Consider the following 15,035-nt stretch of genomic DNA (forward strand, 5'->3'; position numbering starts at 1 on the left):
TGGTCCGGCCGGTCCGTGCAAGAGCAGCCTCCGCCGCTCGCCCCGTTTGATCGTCCGACGGCCCCGGCTCGCGGCCCGGCATCACCGTGAGCCGGACTATGCGAGCCCGCCGGTGAGAAGGAAAACTGAAAAAACTTGGATGGACATTCAGAAATTTCGAAGTCGTACTTTCTGGCGAAGACGGACTTGTACTTTCTGGCAAGGCCAGGAACCTTTTCAAGATCTTCGAGCGCCCTGGGCGCCTCCGGGGCCGCGCGCGTATCCGGACGGCGACGGTAAGCCGCGAACCAACCGCAGGTTCACGCATTGATACGCAAGGACAAGCTCACGATCCGGAGACGGTCATGCTGAAGGTGATCTTGGTGGCTGGCGCGCTGGCGGCCGGAACGGGCGCTGCCGCGGCCCGGGACGGCGCGACGCTGGAGGAGGCCGGCCTGATGCCGGTCGAGGTCGTCGGGTTCCAGTCGGCGATTCCCGCCGGGCTGCCGATGTTCGCGGCCCTACCGAAGATGGCGCCCGGGGCCGAACTCGACCTGCGCAGCATCGACACCAGCGGCCTCGTCGCCTTCGCGCCGACGATGCCGGGCTTCGACCCGAATGCCGATATCGCGACCGGGTCGGTGCGGCCGATGAAGTAGGGCGATCACGCCCCGGCAAGCACTGGGGCGCCCCGTCAGCCGAGCGACGCCACCCGCGCCGCCGCCTCGAATTCGGCCCGGCGCGCCTCCAGGCGCGCCTCGGCCTCTGCGTCGCGGCCCCAGATTCCGGCCTGGAACGTCTCGTCGACATGGGCGGCCGCCCAGGCCGCCTCCGGTGTCGCGGCGCCGTGGACGACCGCGAGCGCCAGCAGCACCGAGCCGGACAGGGTCGTCATCGCGTGCAGGGCCGCGAGCCGGGTCGGGCTCTCCACCGACTCGATCGCCCGGCGCAGGGCCGCGATCGTGCCCTCGGGCTGGGTCACGTGCATCACTCCCTCGCTGAGGATGAAGCGAGCGCCCAGCGCGTCGCGGGCCCAGTCGAGCACGGGATCCCAGGCCGCCGACTGTTCGGCGACGAGGCGCCCCGGATCGCCGGCCCGGTAGACCAGCAGGTCGCTGCCCGCATAGGCCACGAGGTCGTCCACCACCTCGGCCCGCCGCTCGGCGACGCCGTCGAGGGCGGAATTGACGAGGCGGGTGAGCGGCATCCGGGTCGGGTCGATCACCGCGACCTGCGCCTGCCACTCCGCCGCCAGCGCCTCGGCCAGGGCCGCCTGCGCCACCCGCAGCGCGCGCCGGCCCGGCGTGTTGGCTCCGCGCCCATCGAGCACGAGGCGCCACCCGCCCGCCTCCTCGGCCACGCCGGCCTGCTCGTAGAAGCGCTTCGGCAGGCTCGGCCGTCCCGCAGCCCGGGCAACGCGCAGGGGATCGTCGGCGGGGGTGGGTGCGGGGGCGTCGGTCATGGGAGGGAGATAGGGAACGAGAGTTCTGGTTGCGAGTCGACTGGGACCTCGTTGGAGGGCCTGCGTCGCGCGCCGCGGCGGTCCTCGGGGAGGATCAGATGCCCCGCTCCACCAGCACCCGCTCCAGCTCGGCGTAGGACGCGACCATCCGGTCGGCGCCGGCCGCGATCAGCGCCTCGGGCGTGTGGTAGCCCCAGGTCACCCCGAGGGCGGTGACTCCGGCGGCGCGGGCCATCGCCATGTCGTAGGTCGAGTCGCCGATCATGACGGTGTCGGCCGGGCTCGACCCGGTCTCGGCCATCGCCTGTTCCAGCATCGCCGGATGCGGCTTCGAGGGCGCGTCGTCCGCGGTCTGGATCGTCGCGAACCAGCCGTCCCAGCCGTGGGTCGCGACGAGGTGGTCGACGCCGCGGCGGGATTTCCCGGTGGCGATGCCCAGCACGGCCGCCGGACCGGCATGGAGGCGCGCGATCAGGTCGGCCGCGCCGGGAAACAGCGGCTCGCGGATCGCCGCCTCGGCGCGCAGGCGCGAGAAGGCGCCCTTGTACGCCTCGGCCAGTTCCGCCACCGGGCCGTCCGGCCCGACCAGGACGGTGAAGGCCTGGGCCAGCGACAGGCCGACGACCGACAGCGCCCGCTCGCGCCCCGGCGCCGGCAGCCCGACGGACGCGAACGCCTCGGCCTGGGCGGCCACGATCATGTGCTGGCTGTCGACGACGGTGCCGTCGATGTCGAAGACGACGAGGATCACGGCCTGACGCTCCCCGTCACCGTCACGGGCGCCCCCGCGCCGGCTGTCCGGCCGGCGGCTGGATCCGCTCGTAGCCGAGGCGGCAGCGGGTGAGGAAGCGGCGGCGCGCCCCGCCATGGAGGTTGCGCCGGTGCGAGGCCCGGTTGCAGGCGGCGTAGGAGGTCCGCCGTCGCACCCGCTGGCCGGCCGCCTTGCCGTCGCCGCGGGGAGGCGCCGCATCGGCGCCGCGTCCCGGCTCGGCCGGCGTCCGGTCGGCGGGCTTTCCGCCCGCCCGCCCGGCCTCGGCCGGCGAGGCGGGGGCGGGCGCGGCGGCGGGCGCCGGAGCCGGCTGCTGGGCCCGGGAGGTCGGCGCCAATAGGGCCGTTCCGGCGAGGCCGAGCAGGCCGAGGCAGGCGAGCGCGACAGGTCTCATCGGGCGGGCTCTCGTTGGTGGATCGACGCGGCCGGACGGCCTGCCCCCAGAATAAGGCGACGGCGCAGGTTGCCAAGCGGCACCGGGCGCCGTCAGTTCTCCGGCGCCTCGACGATCGGGTCGTAGCGGGAGGCGTCGAAGCCGAGCAGGTTCCAGCTCTGCGCCATGTGCGGCGGCAGCGGCGCGGTCACGTCCACCGGCTGACCGGTGCGCGGATGCGGGATGACGATGCGCCGAGCGAGCAGGTGCAGCCGGTTCTGGATGCCGCCGGGCAGCTCCCAGTTCTCGATGTCGAAGTATTTCGGATCGCCGACCAGCGGGTGCCCGATATGGGCGGCGTGGGCGCGCAACTGGTGGGTGCGCCCGGTCACCGGCTTGAGCGAGAGCCAGGCGAGCTTCTGGCCGGCCTGGTCGACGGTGGCGTAGTAGGTCAGCGCGTGGCTCGCCCCCTCGTCCCCGTGCTGCGCCACCCGCATCCGCGCGTCGGCCTCCCCGACCTCCTCCTTGGCGAGGTAGGTCGAGACCCGGCCCTGGCGCACCCGCGGCACGCCGGCGGCGAGCGCCCAGTAGATCTTGCGCGCCGCCCGCGACCGGAAGGTCTTGGCCAGCGTCGCGGCGGCCAGCCGCGTCTTGGCGACGATGAGGCAGCCGGCGGTGTCCTTGTCGAGGCGGTGGACGAGGCGCGGCTTCTGCCCGTCGCCGTCGCGCATCGCCTCCAGCAGGCCGTCGACGTGGCGCGTGGTGCCCGAGCCGCCCTGGACCGCGAGGCCGAACGGCTTGTTGAGCACCATCATGTCCCGGTCCTCGTAGAGGATCAGGGAGCGCAGGAAGGCGAGGTCGGATTCGGCCCGGGCGGGGCTCGGGCCGGTCGGACGCGGCTGGTCGAGCTTCAGCGGCGGCACCCGCACGCTCGCCCCGGGTTCGACCCGGTCTGCGGCCTTGGCGCGCTTGCCGTCGACCCGCAGCTCGCCCTTGCGCACGAGGCTCTGGATCCGGGTGAAGGGCAGTTGCGGGAAGCGGGCGGCGAGGAAGCGGTCGATCCGCATCCCGGCCTCGTCGGGCGTCACTTCGAGGGTCTGGACGCCGGTGGCGAGCGCCGCGGCGGTCGCCGCCCGCACCTCGCGCCGGGTCGGGGCGCCCTCGGGGCGGGGCGCGGCCGGGTTCGGGGCCGCGCGAGGGCGTGGGGCCGCAGACTCCCGGGGCGGACGCGGGCCGGCGGGCTTCAGGCCGGCCGGCTTGTCCCTCGTGGGCTTGGTCCCCGCAGACTTGGCACTCTGAGGCTTGGCACCCCCAGACTTGGCACCCGCCGGCCGCCCGGCGGGAGGGCGCGGGGCCGGGGGGGCGCCCTGCTCCCAGGGGGCGGCGTCGCCGAGGTCGCGCCCGGCCGCGGCGCGCTCGGCGGCGTCGCGCGCGGTATTGCGCGGCCCGGTGCGGGCACGGCCGTCGTCGCGGCGTCCCACGGGTGCGAAGGAGCGTCCGCCCGGGCCGGTCCGCGACCGCCCGGGACCGCCGCGGTGGGGAGGCTTGCCCGTCATGCGGCGCTGGTAGCACCGGCCCCGCCCGGCGGCAAACGGCCGCGAGGCCGGTCAGGCCCAGATCACCTGTGAGAACCCTTCCGCCCGCCCCCGCGGCGGGCCCGGCAGCGCCGCCCGCTGGTCGATCTGGAACCGGCGCACCACGTCGTCGGCTAGCGCGGCGAAGTCCTCGGCCGCGCGGCTGCGCGGGCGCGCGCCGCGCAGGGGCCGGCGCAGGGCGAAGGCCTCGCTCACTGCCACGTCGGTGCGGATGCCGCGCACCATCTGGCCGGGCCCGAAATCCGTCCGCAGCCGGCCGAGCACGCCACGCTCGACGTTGGTGCGCAGGTCGATCCGCATCGGCGCCACGGCGAGGCCGAGCCGGGCGGCGTCGAAGCGCAGCATCACGTCGTGATAGGCGCGGGCGAACTGGCGCACGCCCTCCAGCCCGAGCGGGTCGAGGGTGGTCGGCACGATCACCCCGTCGCTCGCCATCAGGGCGCAGACCGCGAGCGCCGCGGCGGAGGGCGGCACGTCGAGGAGCACGAGATCGTAGCCGGCGGCGAGCGGGCCGAGCGCCTCGGCGAGGCAGCGCGGATCGCCGGCGACGATCTGCCCGTCGAAGTGCCGGTCGGCCGGGATCAGGTCGACGCCGTCCGCGGCGGTGGCGCGCAACCCGTCGCCCAAGGCGCCGCGCCGGCCCCGCAGCGGCGTGTGGGCGTTGGGCGCGCCGGGATCCGCCGTGATCCCGAAGCCGAGCCCGGCATGGCCCTGCGGATCGAGGTCGACCACCAGGATCCGGTGCCCCCTTCCCCCGAGTTCGGCCGCGAGATTGACCGCGGTGGTGGATTTCCCGGTCCCGCCCTTGCAGTTGGCGATGGAGAGAACCCGGGTCATGGCAGAACAGGGCGAGCAACGCGCGTCATGGCGGCCAATGTGCGGGCCGTCCGAGGCCGGCGTCAACGGTCGTTTCGGCGTTCGTCACGGAAGCGTCACGGTGCGGCGGGGCCGCATCGTCACCCCTCGTCGGCCTCGCGGCGGGCCCGCTCCTCGGCCCACCACGCCATCCGCTCTGCGACCCGGCGCTCGAACCCGCGCTCGCCCGGCCGGTAGAACGATTGCCGCCCGAGGCGCTCGGGCCAGTAATCCTGGCCCGAGAAGGCGTCCGGCTCGTCGTGGTCGTAGCGGTAGCCCTCGCCGTAGCCGAGCCGGCGCATCAGCTTGGTCGGCGCGTTGAGGATGGTGCGCGGCGGCGGCAGCGAGCCGTGCTCCTTGGCGGTGCGGGTCGCGGCCTTGTAGGCGGTGTAGAGCGCGTTCGATTTCGGCGCCGTCGCGAGGTAGACGGCGGCCTGGGCCAGGGCCAACTCGCCCTCCGGCGAGCCGAGGAAGTCGAACGCTTCCTTGGCGGCGTTGGCCACCGCCAGGGCCTGCGGGTCGGCGAGGCCGATATCCTCGACCGCCGCCCGCACGAGCCGCCGGGCGATGAACAGCCGGTCCTCGCCGGCATCCAGCATCCGGCACAGGTAGTACAGGGCGGCGTCCGGGTCCGAGCCGCGGATCGTCTTGTGCAGCGCGCTGATGAGGTTGTAGTGCCCCTCCTGCGCCTTGTCGTAGACCGGCGCCCGGCGCTGGACGAGATCCTGCAGCAGGGCCGCGTCCAGGATCTCGCCGTCGCGGGCCGAGCGCCACACCTCCTCGGCGAGGGTCAGGATCGCCCGGCCGTCGCCGTCGGCCATCCGCACCAGCGCCGCGCGCGCCTCCGCGTCGAGGGGCAGCGGTTGCCCGGTCGCGGCCTCGGCCCGGTGGAGCAGGCCGGCCAGCGCCGCCTCGTCGAGGGCGCGGAACACCAGCACCCGGGCGCGCGACAGCAGCGCCGCGTTCAGCTCGAAGGACGGGTTCTCGGTGGTGGCGCCGACGAGCGTGATCGTGCCGTCCTCCATCACCGGCAGGAAGGCGTCGAGCTGGGCCCGGTTGAAGCGGTGGATCTCGTCGACGAACAGCAGGGTGGCCCGGCCCGCCGCCCGCCGGCCGCGGGCCGCCTCGAACACCTTGCGCAGTTCGGCGACGCCGGAGAAGATCGCCGAGATCTGCTCGAAATGCAGGTCGGTGCCCTGCGCCAGCAGGCGGGCCACCGTGGTCTTGCCGGTGCCCGGCGGTCCCCAGAAGATCAGCGAGCCGAGGCTGCGCCCGCGCAGGAGCCGGGTCAGCGCCCCGCCCTCCCCGGTCAGGTGCTCCTGGCCGACCACCTCGTCGAGGCGGGTCGGACGCAGGCGGTCGGCGAGCGGGCGGGGCGCATCGCCCCCGGCTGAGGCGAAAAGGTCGGGCATGCCCGCATCAACACCGGCCGGCCCCGCCTCGGCAAGGGCCGGACTCACCCCGGCGCCCCGAGGGCGAGGGGGTCGTCGTCGGGCTCGGCGGCGAGGCGCACGAGGGTGCGGCGCAGCCAGCGATGGGCCGGGTCGTCGTCGTAGGAGGCGTGCCACAGCATCGAGATCGCGACCTCGTCCAGCGCCACCGGCGCCGGGCTCACCGCGAGGCCGAGCGCCGCCGCGAACGAGGTCGCCAGCCGCGCGTGCATCGTGGTCAGAACCGGGGCGCTGCGGACCAGGAACGGCACCGCGAGGAAGCGCGGCGTCGTCACCGCGAGGGTCCGGCGGCGGCCGATCAGCGCCAGGGCGTCGTCCACCACCCCGTGCGCGGTCTCCTTCAGGCTGGTCAGGACGTGCGGGAAGCGCAGGTAGTCGTCGAGGCTGATCGGCGGCTCCAGCCCGACCAGGGCGGCGTTGAACATGCACAGGTAGTGCTCGCGGTAGAGCAGCCGGCGCTTGTGGTGCGCCTGCCCGTCCGGGAAGAGGCCGAGGCCGAGATCGACCCGGTCGGCGTCGAGGTCGGGCAGGATCCGGTCGCGGTCGACCGAGCGCAGCAGCAGGCGCACCCCCGGCGCCGTCTCGCGCAGGAAGGCGAGCAGCCGCGGGCCGAGCAGCACCTCGATGCTGTCGGGCATCGCCAGGGTGAACACCCGCTCGACCGTCGCCGGATCGAAGGCGTCGTCCCGGCGCACCAGCGCCTGCACCTGCCGCAGGGCCGCCCGCACCGGCCCGGCCAGCGCCATCGCCCGCGGGGTCGGGCGCATGCCCTCCGGGGAGCGGGTCAGCAGCTCGTCGTCGAACAGGCCGCGCAGGCGCCCGAGGCTGCTGCTCATCGCCGACTGGCCGATTCCGATTCGTGCCGCCGCCCGGGTGACGCTGCGCTCGGTCAGCAGCGCGTCGAGGGCGACCAGAAGGTTGAGATCGACCCGAGCAAGATCGACATGATCAATAGTCACTATCGATTCAATCGGTTTGATTCATGTTGCGACGCAAAATAGATCGGGAGTCGGAACGGGGCCGGCGCGGCCCCGACGACATCGGAACGAGCCGCATCATGACACGTCTCACTCTCTCGCTCGCGGCCATTTTCGCCGCCCTCGCCGGCACCGCGACCGCCGAACCCCTCGCCCCCGCCGCCGGCCGCAGCCTGCGCCTCGGCGACCTCGAGGGCGTCGCCTACTACACCGCCGAACCCGCCGGCCACCGCGTCGTCGTCACCCTCGCCGAACCGTCGGGCCGGCCGGTCCGGGTCGAGGCGGTGCTCGCGCCCGATCAGGCCGTGACCCTGTCGGTGCCGCGCGAACCCGGCGCCGCCCCGGTCTCGGTGGTGCTCCGCCGCAGCGGCGACGCCGTCACGGTGACCGACACCGCCGAGCCCGGCCGTCGCGAGGCCGCGGCCCGGTTCTGAACCACCCGTGTGATACGGAATCCGGAAGATTGCTTCCGGATTCCGTATCATCAGCCCGCGCGGCGCCTGAGCGGAGTCGATTTCCGCATCGCGAAGCGATCAATCGGAAATCGTATGATACGGATTTTGGACGGTTCGTTCAAAAACCGTACGACGCCGATTCGGCAGGGTCCGGCATGACCCTGGCCCCTCGCCCCCGTAACGTTCGAAGCGTCGGCGGATGCCGTTCCGGGGAGGAGCGCCTCGTGCGATCGACCCTGCGGCCGGGAGACCCGGTGATCCGAGAACCGGGACCCTCCCATCGTCGCGGTCCGTGCCGGCACCGACCTGCCGCCAGGACGCGTGTCGGCAGCAATCGCCGATGCCACTACAGGAACAGAGGCATCGACCGCGGTCCGCGGTCGATACAACCTGATATACTTGCGTACTCAACCAAAAATAGTCTCGATTGCAATCGAACTCTACGAAATCGATCCGTGTTGATAACGATCCATTAGCATCTCGTTCGTACAGTTCGAACCCACGGATCGGCGAGGCAGGATCCTGCCGCGGTCGAGCGGGCGACGCGAGTGTCCCGTCGATTGACGCCGTGAACCTTCCGGTCGCGACCTCGGTTCGGGCCCGACGCCTGCACGAGCCGTGAGATGGACGATTCCGCCGGACCGGCTGGAAGGACCCACCCGGCCTGGGCGGCAGGTACGGGGGAGGATGCGCGGGATGGCGCTTGATTTAGTCACGCTCCAGATCGCCAGCATCGTCAGCCGCGTCGCGTTCGTGTCCGTGTTCCTCATCACGCTGCTGCGGGATCCGCGCGAGGTCTATTTCGGGCTCTGGGCCGGGGCCCTGTGCTGCTCGCTGACGGCCAGCGTGGCGTCGGTGGGAGATCCGTCGGCACTCGCCGTGACGCTCGGCAAGGGGATGATCGTCTACACCCTCTATGGTGCGAGCATGGCCCTGTCCTGGGGCGGGTTGCGGCTGTTCTACGGCCGGCCCGTCGCTCCGGCGCGGATCGCCGTGCTGACCGCCGCCCCCGGCCTGCTCTTCGGCGGCCTGTCGGTGCAGGGGGCGACGGTCTGGGCCCTCCAGGCCGTGTTCGCGTCGATCGCGGTCAGCACCGGGCTCTGCGTCGCCGAGATCCTGCGGACTCCCGCCCGGTTCCGCCTCTGGACCCAATACGTCGTCCTGTCGGGGTTCAGCGGGTACCTCACGGTTTTCCTGCTGTCGATCGTCGTGGTCCAGTTCGCGGGCGACCGCCTCGCCGCGCCCGAGAGCGGCGTCTACTCGCTGCTGGTCGACCAGTTCTGCGGCGTCTTCATCCAGGTCGGATACCTCGCGATGGTGAGCGAGCGGGCGCAGGTGCGGCTCGGCCGCCTCGCCGAGACCGACTCGCTGACCGGGCTGGCGAACCGGCGCGGCCTCGTCGCGGCGCTGGCGCGGGGAGCCGGCATCGGCCGCCCGGTCGCCGGCGCCGTCGTGCTGGTGGACATCGACCGCTTCAAGGCGATCAACGACACCCACGGTCACGAGAGCGGCGACCGGGTGCTGGTCGGCGTCGCCGAGCGGCTGCGCGGCGCGCTGCGGCCGGGAGACGTCGTCGCGCGCTGGGGCGGCGAGGAGTTCCTGGCCGTTCTCGGCACGGGCGACGCCGCCGCGGCCGTGGCGGTCGCGGAGCGCCTGCGCGTCGCGGTGGCGGGCGAGCCGTTCGCGATCGACGGCGGTGCGCTCGTGGTGACGGCGAGCCTCGGGGTCTCCGTCCTGGCGGCGGACGAGGCGCGGATCGATGCCGCCGTCGCCCGGGCCGACGCGGCGCTCTACGCGGCCAAGAACGGCGGCCGCGACCGGGTCGTGCTGCGGCCGCCTTCGAAGCCGGAATCCGGCGGGCGCCGGGCGGACCAGACCGCCGGCCTACGCAGCGCCGTGGCGCCGATCCGCGCCGCCGCCCGGCCGCATTCCGACTTCGCGTGATCGCAGGGCGGGTTCCGGACGCGCCGGACCGGACGCCCTCATGGCTTTACAGGACAGTGCCGGGACGATGATCCAGACCATGACGAGAGACCGTCGTTCGCTCTTCCACGCCGCGTCCCGGATCGCGTGGGCGCTCGCGGCGGCGCTCTGGGTCGTCGGGCCCGCCTCGCCCGGCCGGGCGGCCGAGCCCGGGCCGGACGCGGCGCCCTCCGGCGGGCTGACCGCCGGGAGCCTGCTGATCCGCGGGCGGCTCATCGGGTCGATCCCGGTCGGACAGCATTCCCGGATCGAGCCGATCGGGGGCCGGATCATCACCCCGACCCGCGCCCTGCCGGATGCGGACGCGACCTACTTCCTGACCGACCGCATCGCGATCGCGGGCCAGGGCGGCATCCTCCCGACCCGAACCTCGATCCGGGGCTCACGCGTCGGCGACCTGCCGGTCGGCACCACCTGGAGCGCCAGCCTCAACGGCGCCGTGCAGGTCCATGTCCTGCCGCACGCCGCCTTCAACCCGTATCTCGGCGCGGGCGTGGGCTACACGGCGCCGATCGCCTATCAGCCCGCAAAGCCGCTCGTGACCCCGATGAAGGCCGACCCGCAGGTGGGGCCGATGCTCCAGGCGGGGTTCGACTATCACCTCGGCGGCCGCTGGTACGCCAACATGGAGATCAAGCGGTTCTTCCTGCCGACGCTGGTCTCCCGCATCGGGCCCGGCAGCGCGACGGTGGCGCTCGACATGGTGATCGTCGGCGCCGGCCTCGGCTACCGCTTCTGAGCCCAGGCGGCCCGCCCGATCCCCTCGCGCCCGCCGGAATGCTATCCCGGCCTCTACGATAAGGACTTGCACGACGACGATTCGGGAGGAGACCGGCATGGACGACGAGAGCTTCCGCACCTGGGCGCATCGCGCCGCCGACTGGTCGGCCGACTACCTCGCCGGCGTCGCCGACCGGCCGGTGCGGGCCCAGGTCGCCCCCGGCGAGGTGTTCCGTCAGTTGCCGGAGACGCCGCCCGACCGGGGGGAGGCGATGGAGGCGATCTTCTCCGACCTCGACCGCATCATCCTGCCGGGCATGACCCACTGGCAGCATCCGCGCTTCTTCGCCTACTTCCCGGCCAATGCCAGCCCGCCCTCGGTGGTGGCCGAGTTCGTCACCGCGGCGCTGGCGGCGCAGTGCATGCTCTGGCAGACCTCGCCGGCTGCGACCGAGCTGGAGACCCGGGTCCTCGACTGGCTGCGCCAGATGATCGGCCTGCCCGAGGGGTTTGCCGGCGTGATCCAGGATTCGGCCTCGGGCGCGACGCTGGCGGCACTGCTCACCGCCCGCGAGCGGGCGCTCGGGTGGCGCGGCAACGCCGAGGGGCTGGCCGGGCAGGCGCCGGTGCGAATCTACGCCTCGGCCGAGGTGCACAGTTCGGTCGACAAGGCGGTGCGGATCGCCGGGATCGGCGACGCGAACCTCGTGCGGGTGCCGGTCGCCGGGCCGCTTCACGGCATGGACCCCGCCGCCCTCGACGCGGCGATCCGGGCGGACCGCGACGCCGGCCTCCTGCCGGCCGCGGTCGTCGCCTGCCTCGGCGGCACCGGGATCGGCGCCTGCGACCCGATCGACGCCGTGGCGGAGGTGGCCGGGCGCCACGGGCTCTACCTCCACGTCGATGCCGCCTGGGCCGGCAGCGCGATGATCTGCCCCGAGTTCCGCGGCCTGATGCAGGGCGCCGAGCGGGCCGACAGCCTCGTGTTCAACCCGCACAAGTGGCTGTTCACCCACTTCGACTGCTCGGCGCATTTCGTGCGCGACCCGAAGGCGCTCACCGACACCCTCGGCCTCAAGCCGAGCTATCTGCGCACCCTCGGGCGCGAGGGCGTCACCGACTACAACGAGTGGTCGGTGCCCCTCGGCCGGCGCTTCCGCGCCCTCAAGCTGTGGTTCGTGATCCGCTCCTACGGCGTCGAGGAACTGCGGGCGATGATTTGCCGCCACGTCGCCTGGGCCGGGGAACTCGCCGGCCTCGTCGCCGCCGAGCCGGGCTTCGAGGTCGTGACCGCACCGGTGCTGTCGCTGTTCAGCTTCCGCTACGTGCCGGCCGGCCGCGACGACCTCGACGACCTCAACCTGCGCCTCGTCGAGCGGCTCAACGACGACGGCCGGATCTACCTGACCCAGACCCGCCACCGCGGGCAGGCGGTGATCCGGTTCCAGGTCGGCCAGACCGCGACCACCCGCGACGACGTGCTCGCGGCCTGGGACGTGGTGCGGGAGGTCGCGGCGGGGTTGTGAGGGCGGGGCCCGTCACGCCCCCTCCCCCGCGACCCGCGCCGCCAGTTCCCCCCGCACGTGCTCGCGAAACAGCCGCACCCGTGCGGGCAGTTCGCGCCCGGCGAGGCTGACCGCCCGCAGGGTGCCGCCGCGGCGGGCCCAGTCGGGCAGGATGCGCACCAATGCGCCGTCGCGCACCGCCCGGGCGGCGACGAGGCTCGGGATCAGCCCGATCCCGGCCCCGGCCACCGCGAGCCGCAGCACCGTGGCGTAGTCGGTGGCGCGGATCGCCGGGCGCACCGCCACCGGGTGCTCGCGCCCGTCGCCGTCCGAGAGCAGGATCGGCGCGCCGCCCGGGCGCTCGCGCGTCAGCACCACGTCGTGCTCGGACAACGCATCGAGGCTCGCCGGCGCCGGATGGCGCGCGAGGTAGCCCGGCGCCGCGTAGAGGCCGATCACGAGGTCGGCGAGCAGCGGCGCCCGGTAGCCGCCGTCGTCGGCCTCGCGCCCGCCGAGCCGCAGGGCGAGGTCGATCCGGTTCGCCGCTAGGTCTAGCCGCTCGTCGGTGATGATGAGCTCGATGGTGATACGCGGGTGCAGGGCCCGGAAGCCCGCCACGAGGTCGGGCATCACCTCGATGCCGAAATCGATCGAGGTGGTCACCCGCAGGTGACCGCTCGCCTGGCTGCGCCCGTCGCGGGCGGTCTCCAGCGCCTCGTCGAGGAGCGCCAGCCCCTCCAGCGCCCGGGCGTAGAAGGCCAGCCCCTCGGCGGTCGGCGAGACGGCCCGGGGCGTGCGGGCGAGCAGCGTCACGCCGAGTTCGCGTTCGAGCCGGGACACACGGCGGCTGACGCTGCCCTTGGTCTCCCGCAGCGAGGCCGCCGCGTGGGTGATCGTGCCGAGGTCGACGATGGCGCAGAACGCCCGCACGTCGCCGAGATGACCGCGGAAGGTTTCCGAACTCGCAACCATGGGTCGCCAAATCACCGTCTTCTGTGCGTTGCGAAACCGCCGTAAGTCCCGCCCGGCCCCTCCGGCACCGGAGGGGCCCGTTTCGAGCTTACCCCGGTTCAAGCCCACCTTCGGAGGCCCTCGGTGAAACTGTCCGTCGCTCCCGCCCTGGCACTCGCCCTCGGCCTCGCCGCTCCCGCCCTGGCCCAGACCGCGCCGACCCGCGACGCCGCCCAGATCCAGGCCGGCACCTACGCGGTCGATGCCGGCCACACCCAGGTCGGCTTCGCGGTGACGCATTTCGGGTTCTCGCACTATTACGGCTCGTTCTCGGAGGTGTCCGGCACCCTGGAGTTGCAGCCGCAGAAGCCCGAGGCCAGCAGCCTGAAGGTCTCGATCCCGGTCGGCTCGGTGATGACCACCAGCGCCAAGCTCACCGGCGAGCTGAAGGACGACAAGTGGCTCAACGCCGGCAAGCACCCGGCCGCGACCTTCGTCTCGACCAAGATCGTGCCCGAGGGCGACGGCAAGGCCAAGGTCACCGGCGACTTCACCCTCAACGGCGTGACCAAGCCCGTGACCCTCGACGTGACCCTCGTCGGCGCCGGCGCCAACCCGCTCAACAAGCGCTACACCGTCGGCTTCGACGCCAAGGGCACGATCAAGCGCTCGGATTTCGGCGTGAAGACCTACGTGCCGATGATCGGCGACGACGTGCAGCTCACCATCGCGGGCGCCTTCGAGCGCAAGGAGTAACGCCCGCTCCCCGGAGACGACCCCGATGACGAGCCCCGCCGCGCCCCGCCGCTACACCGCCGTCGCGATCCTGCTGCACTGGCTGATCGCCCTCGGCATCCTCGCGCTGATCGCGATGGGGCTCGTCATGGCCCATGCCGACATCCCGCCGATGCAGCGCTTCCAGCTCTACCAGTGGCACAAGTCCGTCGGGCTGACCGTGCTGATGCTGGCGCTGCTGCGCCTCGTCTGGCGGCTGTTCCACCGCCCGCCGCCGCTGCCCGCGACGATGCCGGCGGCCGAGCGGCGGGCGGCGTCGGCCGCCCACCTCGTGCTCTACGGGCTGATGCTCGGCCTGCCGCTGGTCGGCTGGGCCCTGGTCTCGGCCTCGCCGTTCAACATCCCGACCGTGCTCTACGGCGTCGTGCCCTGGCCGCACCTGCCGGGCTTCGCCGAGCTGTCGAACAAGGCCGCGGTCGAGGGCGCGCTGAAGCTCGTCCACGCCTACGGCGCGTGGATCCTGGGCGCCCTCGTCGTCCTCCACGTCGCGGCGGCCCTTCGCCACCACCTCGTGCTGCGCGACGACACCCTGTGGCGCATGCTGCCCGGCCTTCGCCGACCGCAGGCCGCCCCCCTCCCCCAGCCGTCAGGATCGGCCCGATGAACGCCGCCCGCCCCCTTCTCGTCGTCCTCGCGCTCCTCGCCCCCGCGGCGGCCTCCGCCGCCGACTGGACCGTCGACCCGGCCAAGAGCCGCATCGGCTTCTCCGGCACCCAGGTCGGGGCGCCGTTCAAGGGGCGGTTCACCCGCTACGAGGCCCAGATCAGCTTCGACCCGGCCAAGCCCGAATCCGGCCGCGCCGTCGTCCTGGTCGACCTCGCCAGCGCCGAATCCGGCGACAAGCAGCGCGACGAGGCGCTGCCGCAGGCCGACTGGTTCGACGCGAAGAAGACCCCGAAGGCCCGCTTCGAGGCGACCCGCTTCGTGCCCAAGGGCGGCGATGCCTACGACGCGGTCGGCACGCTGACGATCCGCGGCGTCACCCGCGACGTCACCCTGCCGTTCCGCCTCTCGACCACGGGCGACGAGGCCCGCGCCACCGGCCATCTCGACCTCGTGCGCACCGATTTCGGCGTCGGCCAGGGCCCGTGGACCTCGGGCCAGTGGGTCGCCGTGGAGGTCGGCGTCGACATCGACGTGACGGCCAAGAAGGCCGGGGGCTGAG

Annotated in this window: 16 protein-coding genes; 8 read left to right on the forward strand and 8 right to left on the reverse strand. The window is 73.3% G+C overall.

Annotation, left to right across the window (positions count from 1 at the left end; translation table 11 throughout):
* Positions 1-344 precede the first annotated feature (344 nt).
* The gene (locus EOE48_RS01050; RefSeq protein WP_127726910.1) at positions 345-638 is read left to right on the forward strand and encodes a hypothetical protein; all 294 of its coding nucleotides are present in this window, start codon (positions 345-347) and stop codon (positions 636-638) included.
* Positions 639-673: 35 nt separating this feature from the next.
* Here EOE48_RS01050 and EOE48_RS01055 read toward each other — a convergent pair whose 3' ends face one another.
* The 7 genes from EOE48_RS01055 to EOE48_RS01085 all read right to left on the reverse strand — a co-directional run bounded on the left by EOE48_RS01055 (position 674) and on the right by EOE48_RS01085 (position 7,443).
* A complete protein-coding gene (locus tag EOE48_RS01055) occupies positions 674-1,441 on the reverse strand; it encodes an ATP12 family chaperone protein (RefSeq protein ID WP_127726911.1) in 768 nt (255 codons plus the stop codon).
* 94 nt (positions 1,442-1,535) lie between these two features.
* A complete protein-coding gene (locus EOE48_RS01060; RefSeq protein WP_127726912.1) occupies positions 1,536-2,192 on the reverse strand; it encodes an HAD-IA family hydrolase in 657 nt (218 codons plus the stop codon).
* A 22-nt stretch (positions 2,193-2,214) separates the two neighbouring features.
* Positions 2,215-2,604, reverse strand: coding sequence for a hypothetical protein (locus EOE48_RS01065; RefSeq protein WP_127726913.1), 390 nt, complete (start codon positions 2,602-2,604; stop codon positions 2,215-2,217).
* Positions 2,605-2,696: 92 nt separating this feature from the next.
* Entirely contained in the window at positions 2,697-4,139 is a 1,443-nt protein-coding gene (locus EOE48_RS01070; RefSeq protein WP_127726914.1) for an RluA family pseudouridine synthase, read from the reverse strand.
* A gap of 51 nt (positions 4,140-4,190) precedes the next feature.
* A complete protein-coding gene (locus EOE48_RS01075; protein ID WP_127726915.1) occupies positions 4,191-5,015 on the reverse strand; it encodes a ParA family protein in 825 nt (274 codons plus the stop codon).
* 119 nt (positions 5,016-5,134) lie between these two features.
* Complete coding sequence (locus EOE48_RS01080; RefSeq protein ID WP_127726916.1) at positions 5,135-6,445, reverse strand: replication-associated recombination protein A; 1,311 nt, start codon at positions 6,443-6,445, stop codon at positions 5,135-5,137.
* 44 nt (positions 6,446-6,489) lie between these two features.
* The gene (locus EOE48_RS01085) at positions 6,490-7,443 is read right to left on the reverse strand and encodes a LysR family transcriptional regulator (RefSeq protein ID WP_127726917.1); all 954 of its coding nucleotides are present in this window, start codon (positions 7,441-7,443) and stop codon (positions 6,490-6,492) included.
* Between the two features lie 98 nt (positions 7,444-7,541).
* Between EOE48_RS01085 and EOE48_RS01090 the strand changes: the two genes are divergently transcribed.
* The 4 genes from EOE48_RS01090 to EOE48_RS01105 all read left to right on the forward strand — a co-directional run bounded on the left by EOE48_RS01090 (position 7,542) and on the right by EOE48_RS01105 (position 12,145).
* Positions 7,542-7,895, forward strand: coding sequence for a hypothetical protein (locus EOE48_RS01090; RefSeq protein WP_127726918.1), 354 nt, complete (start codon positions 7,542-7,544; stop codon positions 7,893-7,895).
* A 717-nt stretch (positions 7,896-8,612) separates the two neighbouring features.
* Positions 8,613-9,860, forward strand: coding sequence for a GGDEF domain-containing protein (locus EOE48_RS01095; RefSeq protein WP_127726919.1), 1,248 nt, complete (start codon positions 8,613-8,615; stop codon positions 9,858-9,860).
* 40 nt (positions 9,861-9,900) lie between these two features.
* Complete coding sequence (locus EOE48_RS01100; protein ID WP_246153886.1) at positions 9,901-10,638, forward strand: OmpW/AlkL family protein; 738 nt, start codon at positions 9,901-9,903, stop codon at positions 10,636-10,638.
* 97 nt (positions 10,639-10,735) lie between these two features.
* On the forward strand, positions 10,736-12,145 hold the full coding sequence (locus tag EOE48_RS01105) for a pyridoxal phosphate-dependent decarboxylase family protein (protein ID WP_127726920.1): 1,410 nt from the start codon (positions 10,736-10,738) through the stop codon (positions 12,143-12,145).
* A 12-nt stretch (positions 12,146-12,157) separates the two neighbouring features.
* Here the strand turns inward: EOE48_RS01105 and EOE48_RS01110 are convergent, their stop codons facing one another.
* Positions 12,158-13,096, reverse strand: coding sequence for a LysR family transcriptional regulator (locus EOE48_RS01110; protein ID WP_127726921.1), 939 nt, complete (start codon positions 13,094-13,096; stop codon positions 12,158-12,160).
* Between the two features lie 123 nt (positions 13,097-13,219).
* On the opposite strand from EOE48_RS01110, the gene EOE48_RS01115 reads away from it, so the two are divergent.
* From EOE48_RS01115 to EOE48_RS01125, 3 genes are read left to right on the forward strand one after another with little or no spacing between them, the layout of a single operon-like run.
* Entirely contained in the window at positions 13,220-13,831 is a 612-nt protein-coding gene (locus tag EOE48_RS01115; protein ID WP_127726922.1) for a YceI family protein, read from the forward strand.
* A gap of 25 nt (positions 13,832-13,856) precedes the next feature.
* Positions 13,857-14,474 (forward strand): cytochrome b, encoded by a 618-nt coding sequence (locus EOE48_RS01120; RefSeq protein WP_127726923.1) that lies wholly within the window; start codon positions 13,857-13,859, stop codon positions 14,472-14,474.
* Positions 14,471-15,034, forward strand: coding sequence for a YceI family protein (locus tag EOE48_RS01125; protein ID WP_127726924.1), 564 nt, complete (start codon positions 14,471-14,473; stop codon positions 15,032-15,034). The genes EOE48_RS01120 and EOE48_RS01125 overlap by 4 nt, the downstream gene beginning before the upstream one ends.
* Position 15,035 lies beyond the last annotated feature (1 nt).

The sequence above is a fragment of the Methylobacterium oryzihabitans genome (assembly GCF_004004555.2).
Classification (GTDB): domain Bacteria; phylum Pseudomonadota; class Alphaproteobacteria; order Rhizobiales; family Beijerinckiaceae; genus Methylobacterium; species Methylobacterium oryzihabitans.

What these genes read in the sequence shown, in the direction of transcription:
- EOE48_RS01055 (WP_127726911.1), bottom strand. Translation starts at nt 1,441, where the DNA reads ATGACCGACGCCCCCGCACCCACCCCCGCCGACGATCCCCTGCGCGTT.
- EOE48_RS01080 (WP_127726916.1), bottom strand. Translation starts at nt 6,445, where the DNA reads ATGCCCGACCTTTTCGCCTCAGCCGGGGGCGATGCGCCCCGCCCGCTC.
- EOE48_RS01095 (WP_127726919.1), top strand. Translation starts at nt 8,613, where the DNA reads ATGGCGCTTGATTTAGTCACGCTCCAGATCGCCAGCATCGTCAGCCGC.
- EOE48_RS01105 (WP_127726920.1), top strand. Translation starts at nt 10,736, where the DNA reads ATGGACGACGAGAGCTTCCGCACCTGGGCGCATCGCGCCGCCGACTGG.
- EOE48_RS01050 (WP_127726910.1), top strand. Translation starts at nt 345, where the DNA reads ATGCTGAAGGTGATCTTGGTGGCTGGCGCGCTGGCGGCCGGAACGGGC.
- EOE48_RS01070 (WP_127726914.1), bottom strand. Translation starts at nt 4,139, where the DNA reads ATGACGGGCAAGCCTCCCCACCGCGGCGGTCCCGGGCGGTCGCGGACC.
- EOE48_RS01090 (WP_127726918.1), top strand. Translation starts at nt 7,542, where the DNA reads ATGACACGTCTCACTCTCTCGCTCGCGGCCATTTTCGCCGCCCTCGCC.
- EOE48_RS01120 (WP_127726923.1), top strand. Translation starts at nt 13,857, where the DNA reads ATGACGAGCCCCGCCGCGCCCCGCCGCTACACCGCCGTCGCGATCCTG.
- EOE48_RS01110 (WP_127726921.1), bottom strand. Translation starts at nt 13,096, where the DNA reads ATGGTTGCGAGTTCGGAAACCTTCCGCGGTCATCTCGGCGACGTGCGG.
- EOE48_RS01075 (WP_127726915.1), bottom strand. Translation starts at nt 5,015, where the DNA reads ATGACCCGGGTTCTCTCCATCGCCAACTGCAAGGGCGGGACCGGGAAA.
- EOE48_RS01125 (WP_127726924.1), top strand. Translation starts at nt 14,471, where the DNA reads ATGAACGCCGCCCGCCCCCTTCTCGTCGTCCTCGCGCTCCTCGCCCCC.
- EOE48_RS01100 (WP_246153886.1), top strand. Translation starts at nt 9,901, where the DNA reads ATGGCTTTACAGGACAGTGCCGGGACGATGATCCAGACCATGACGAGA.
- EOE48_RS01065 (WP_127726913.1), bottom strand. Translation starts at nt 2,604, where the DNA reads ATGAGACCTGTCGCGCTCGCCTGCCTCGGCCTGCTCGGCCTCGCCGGA.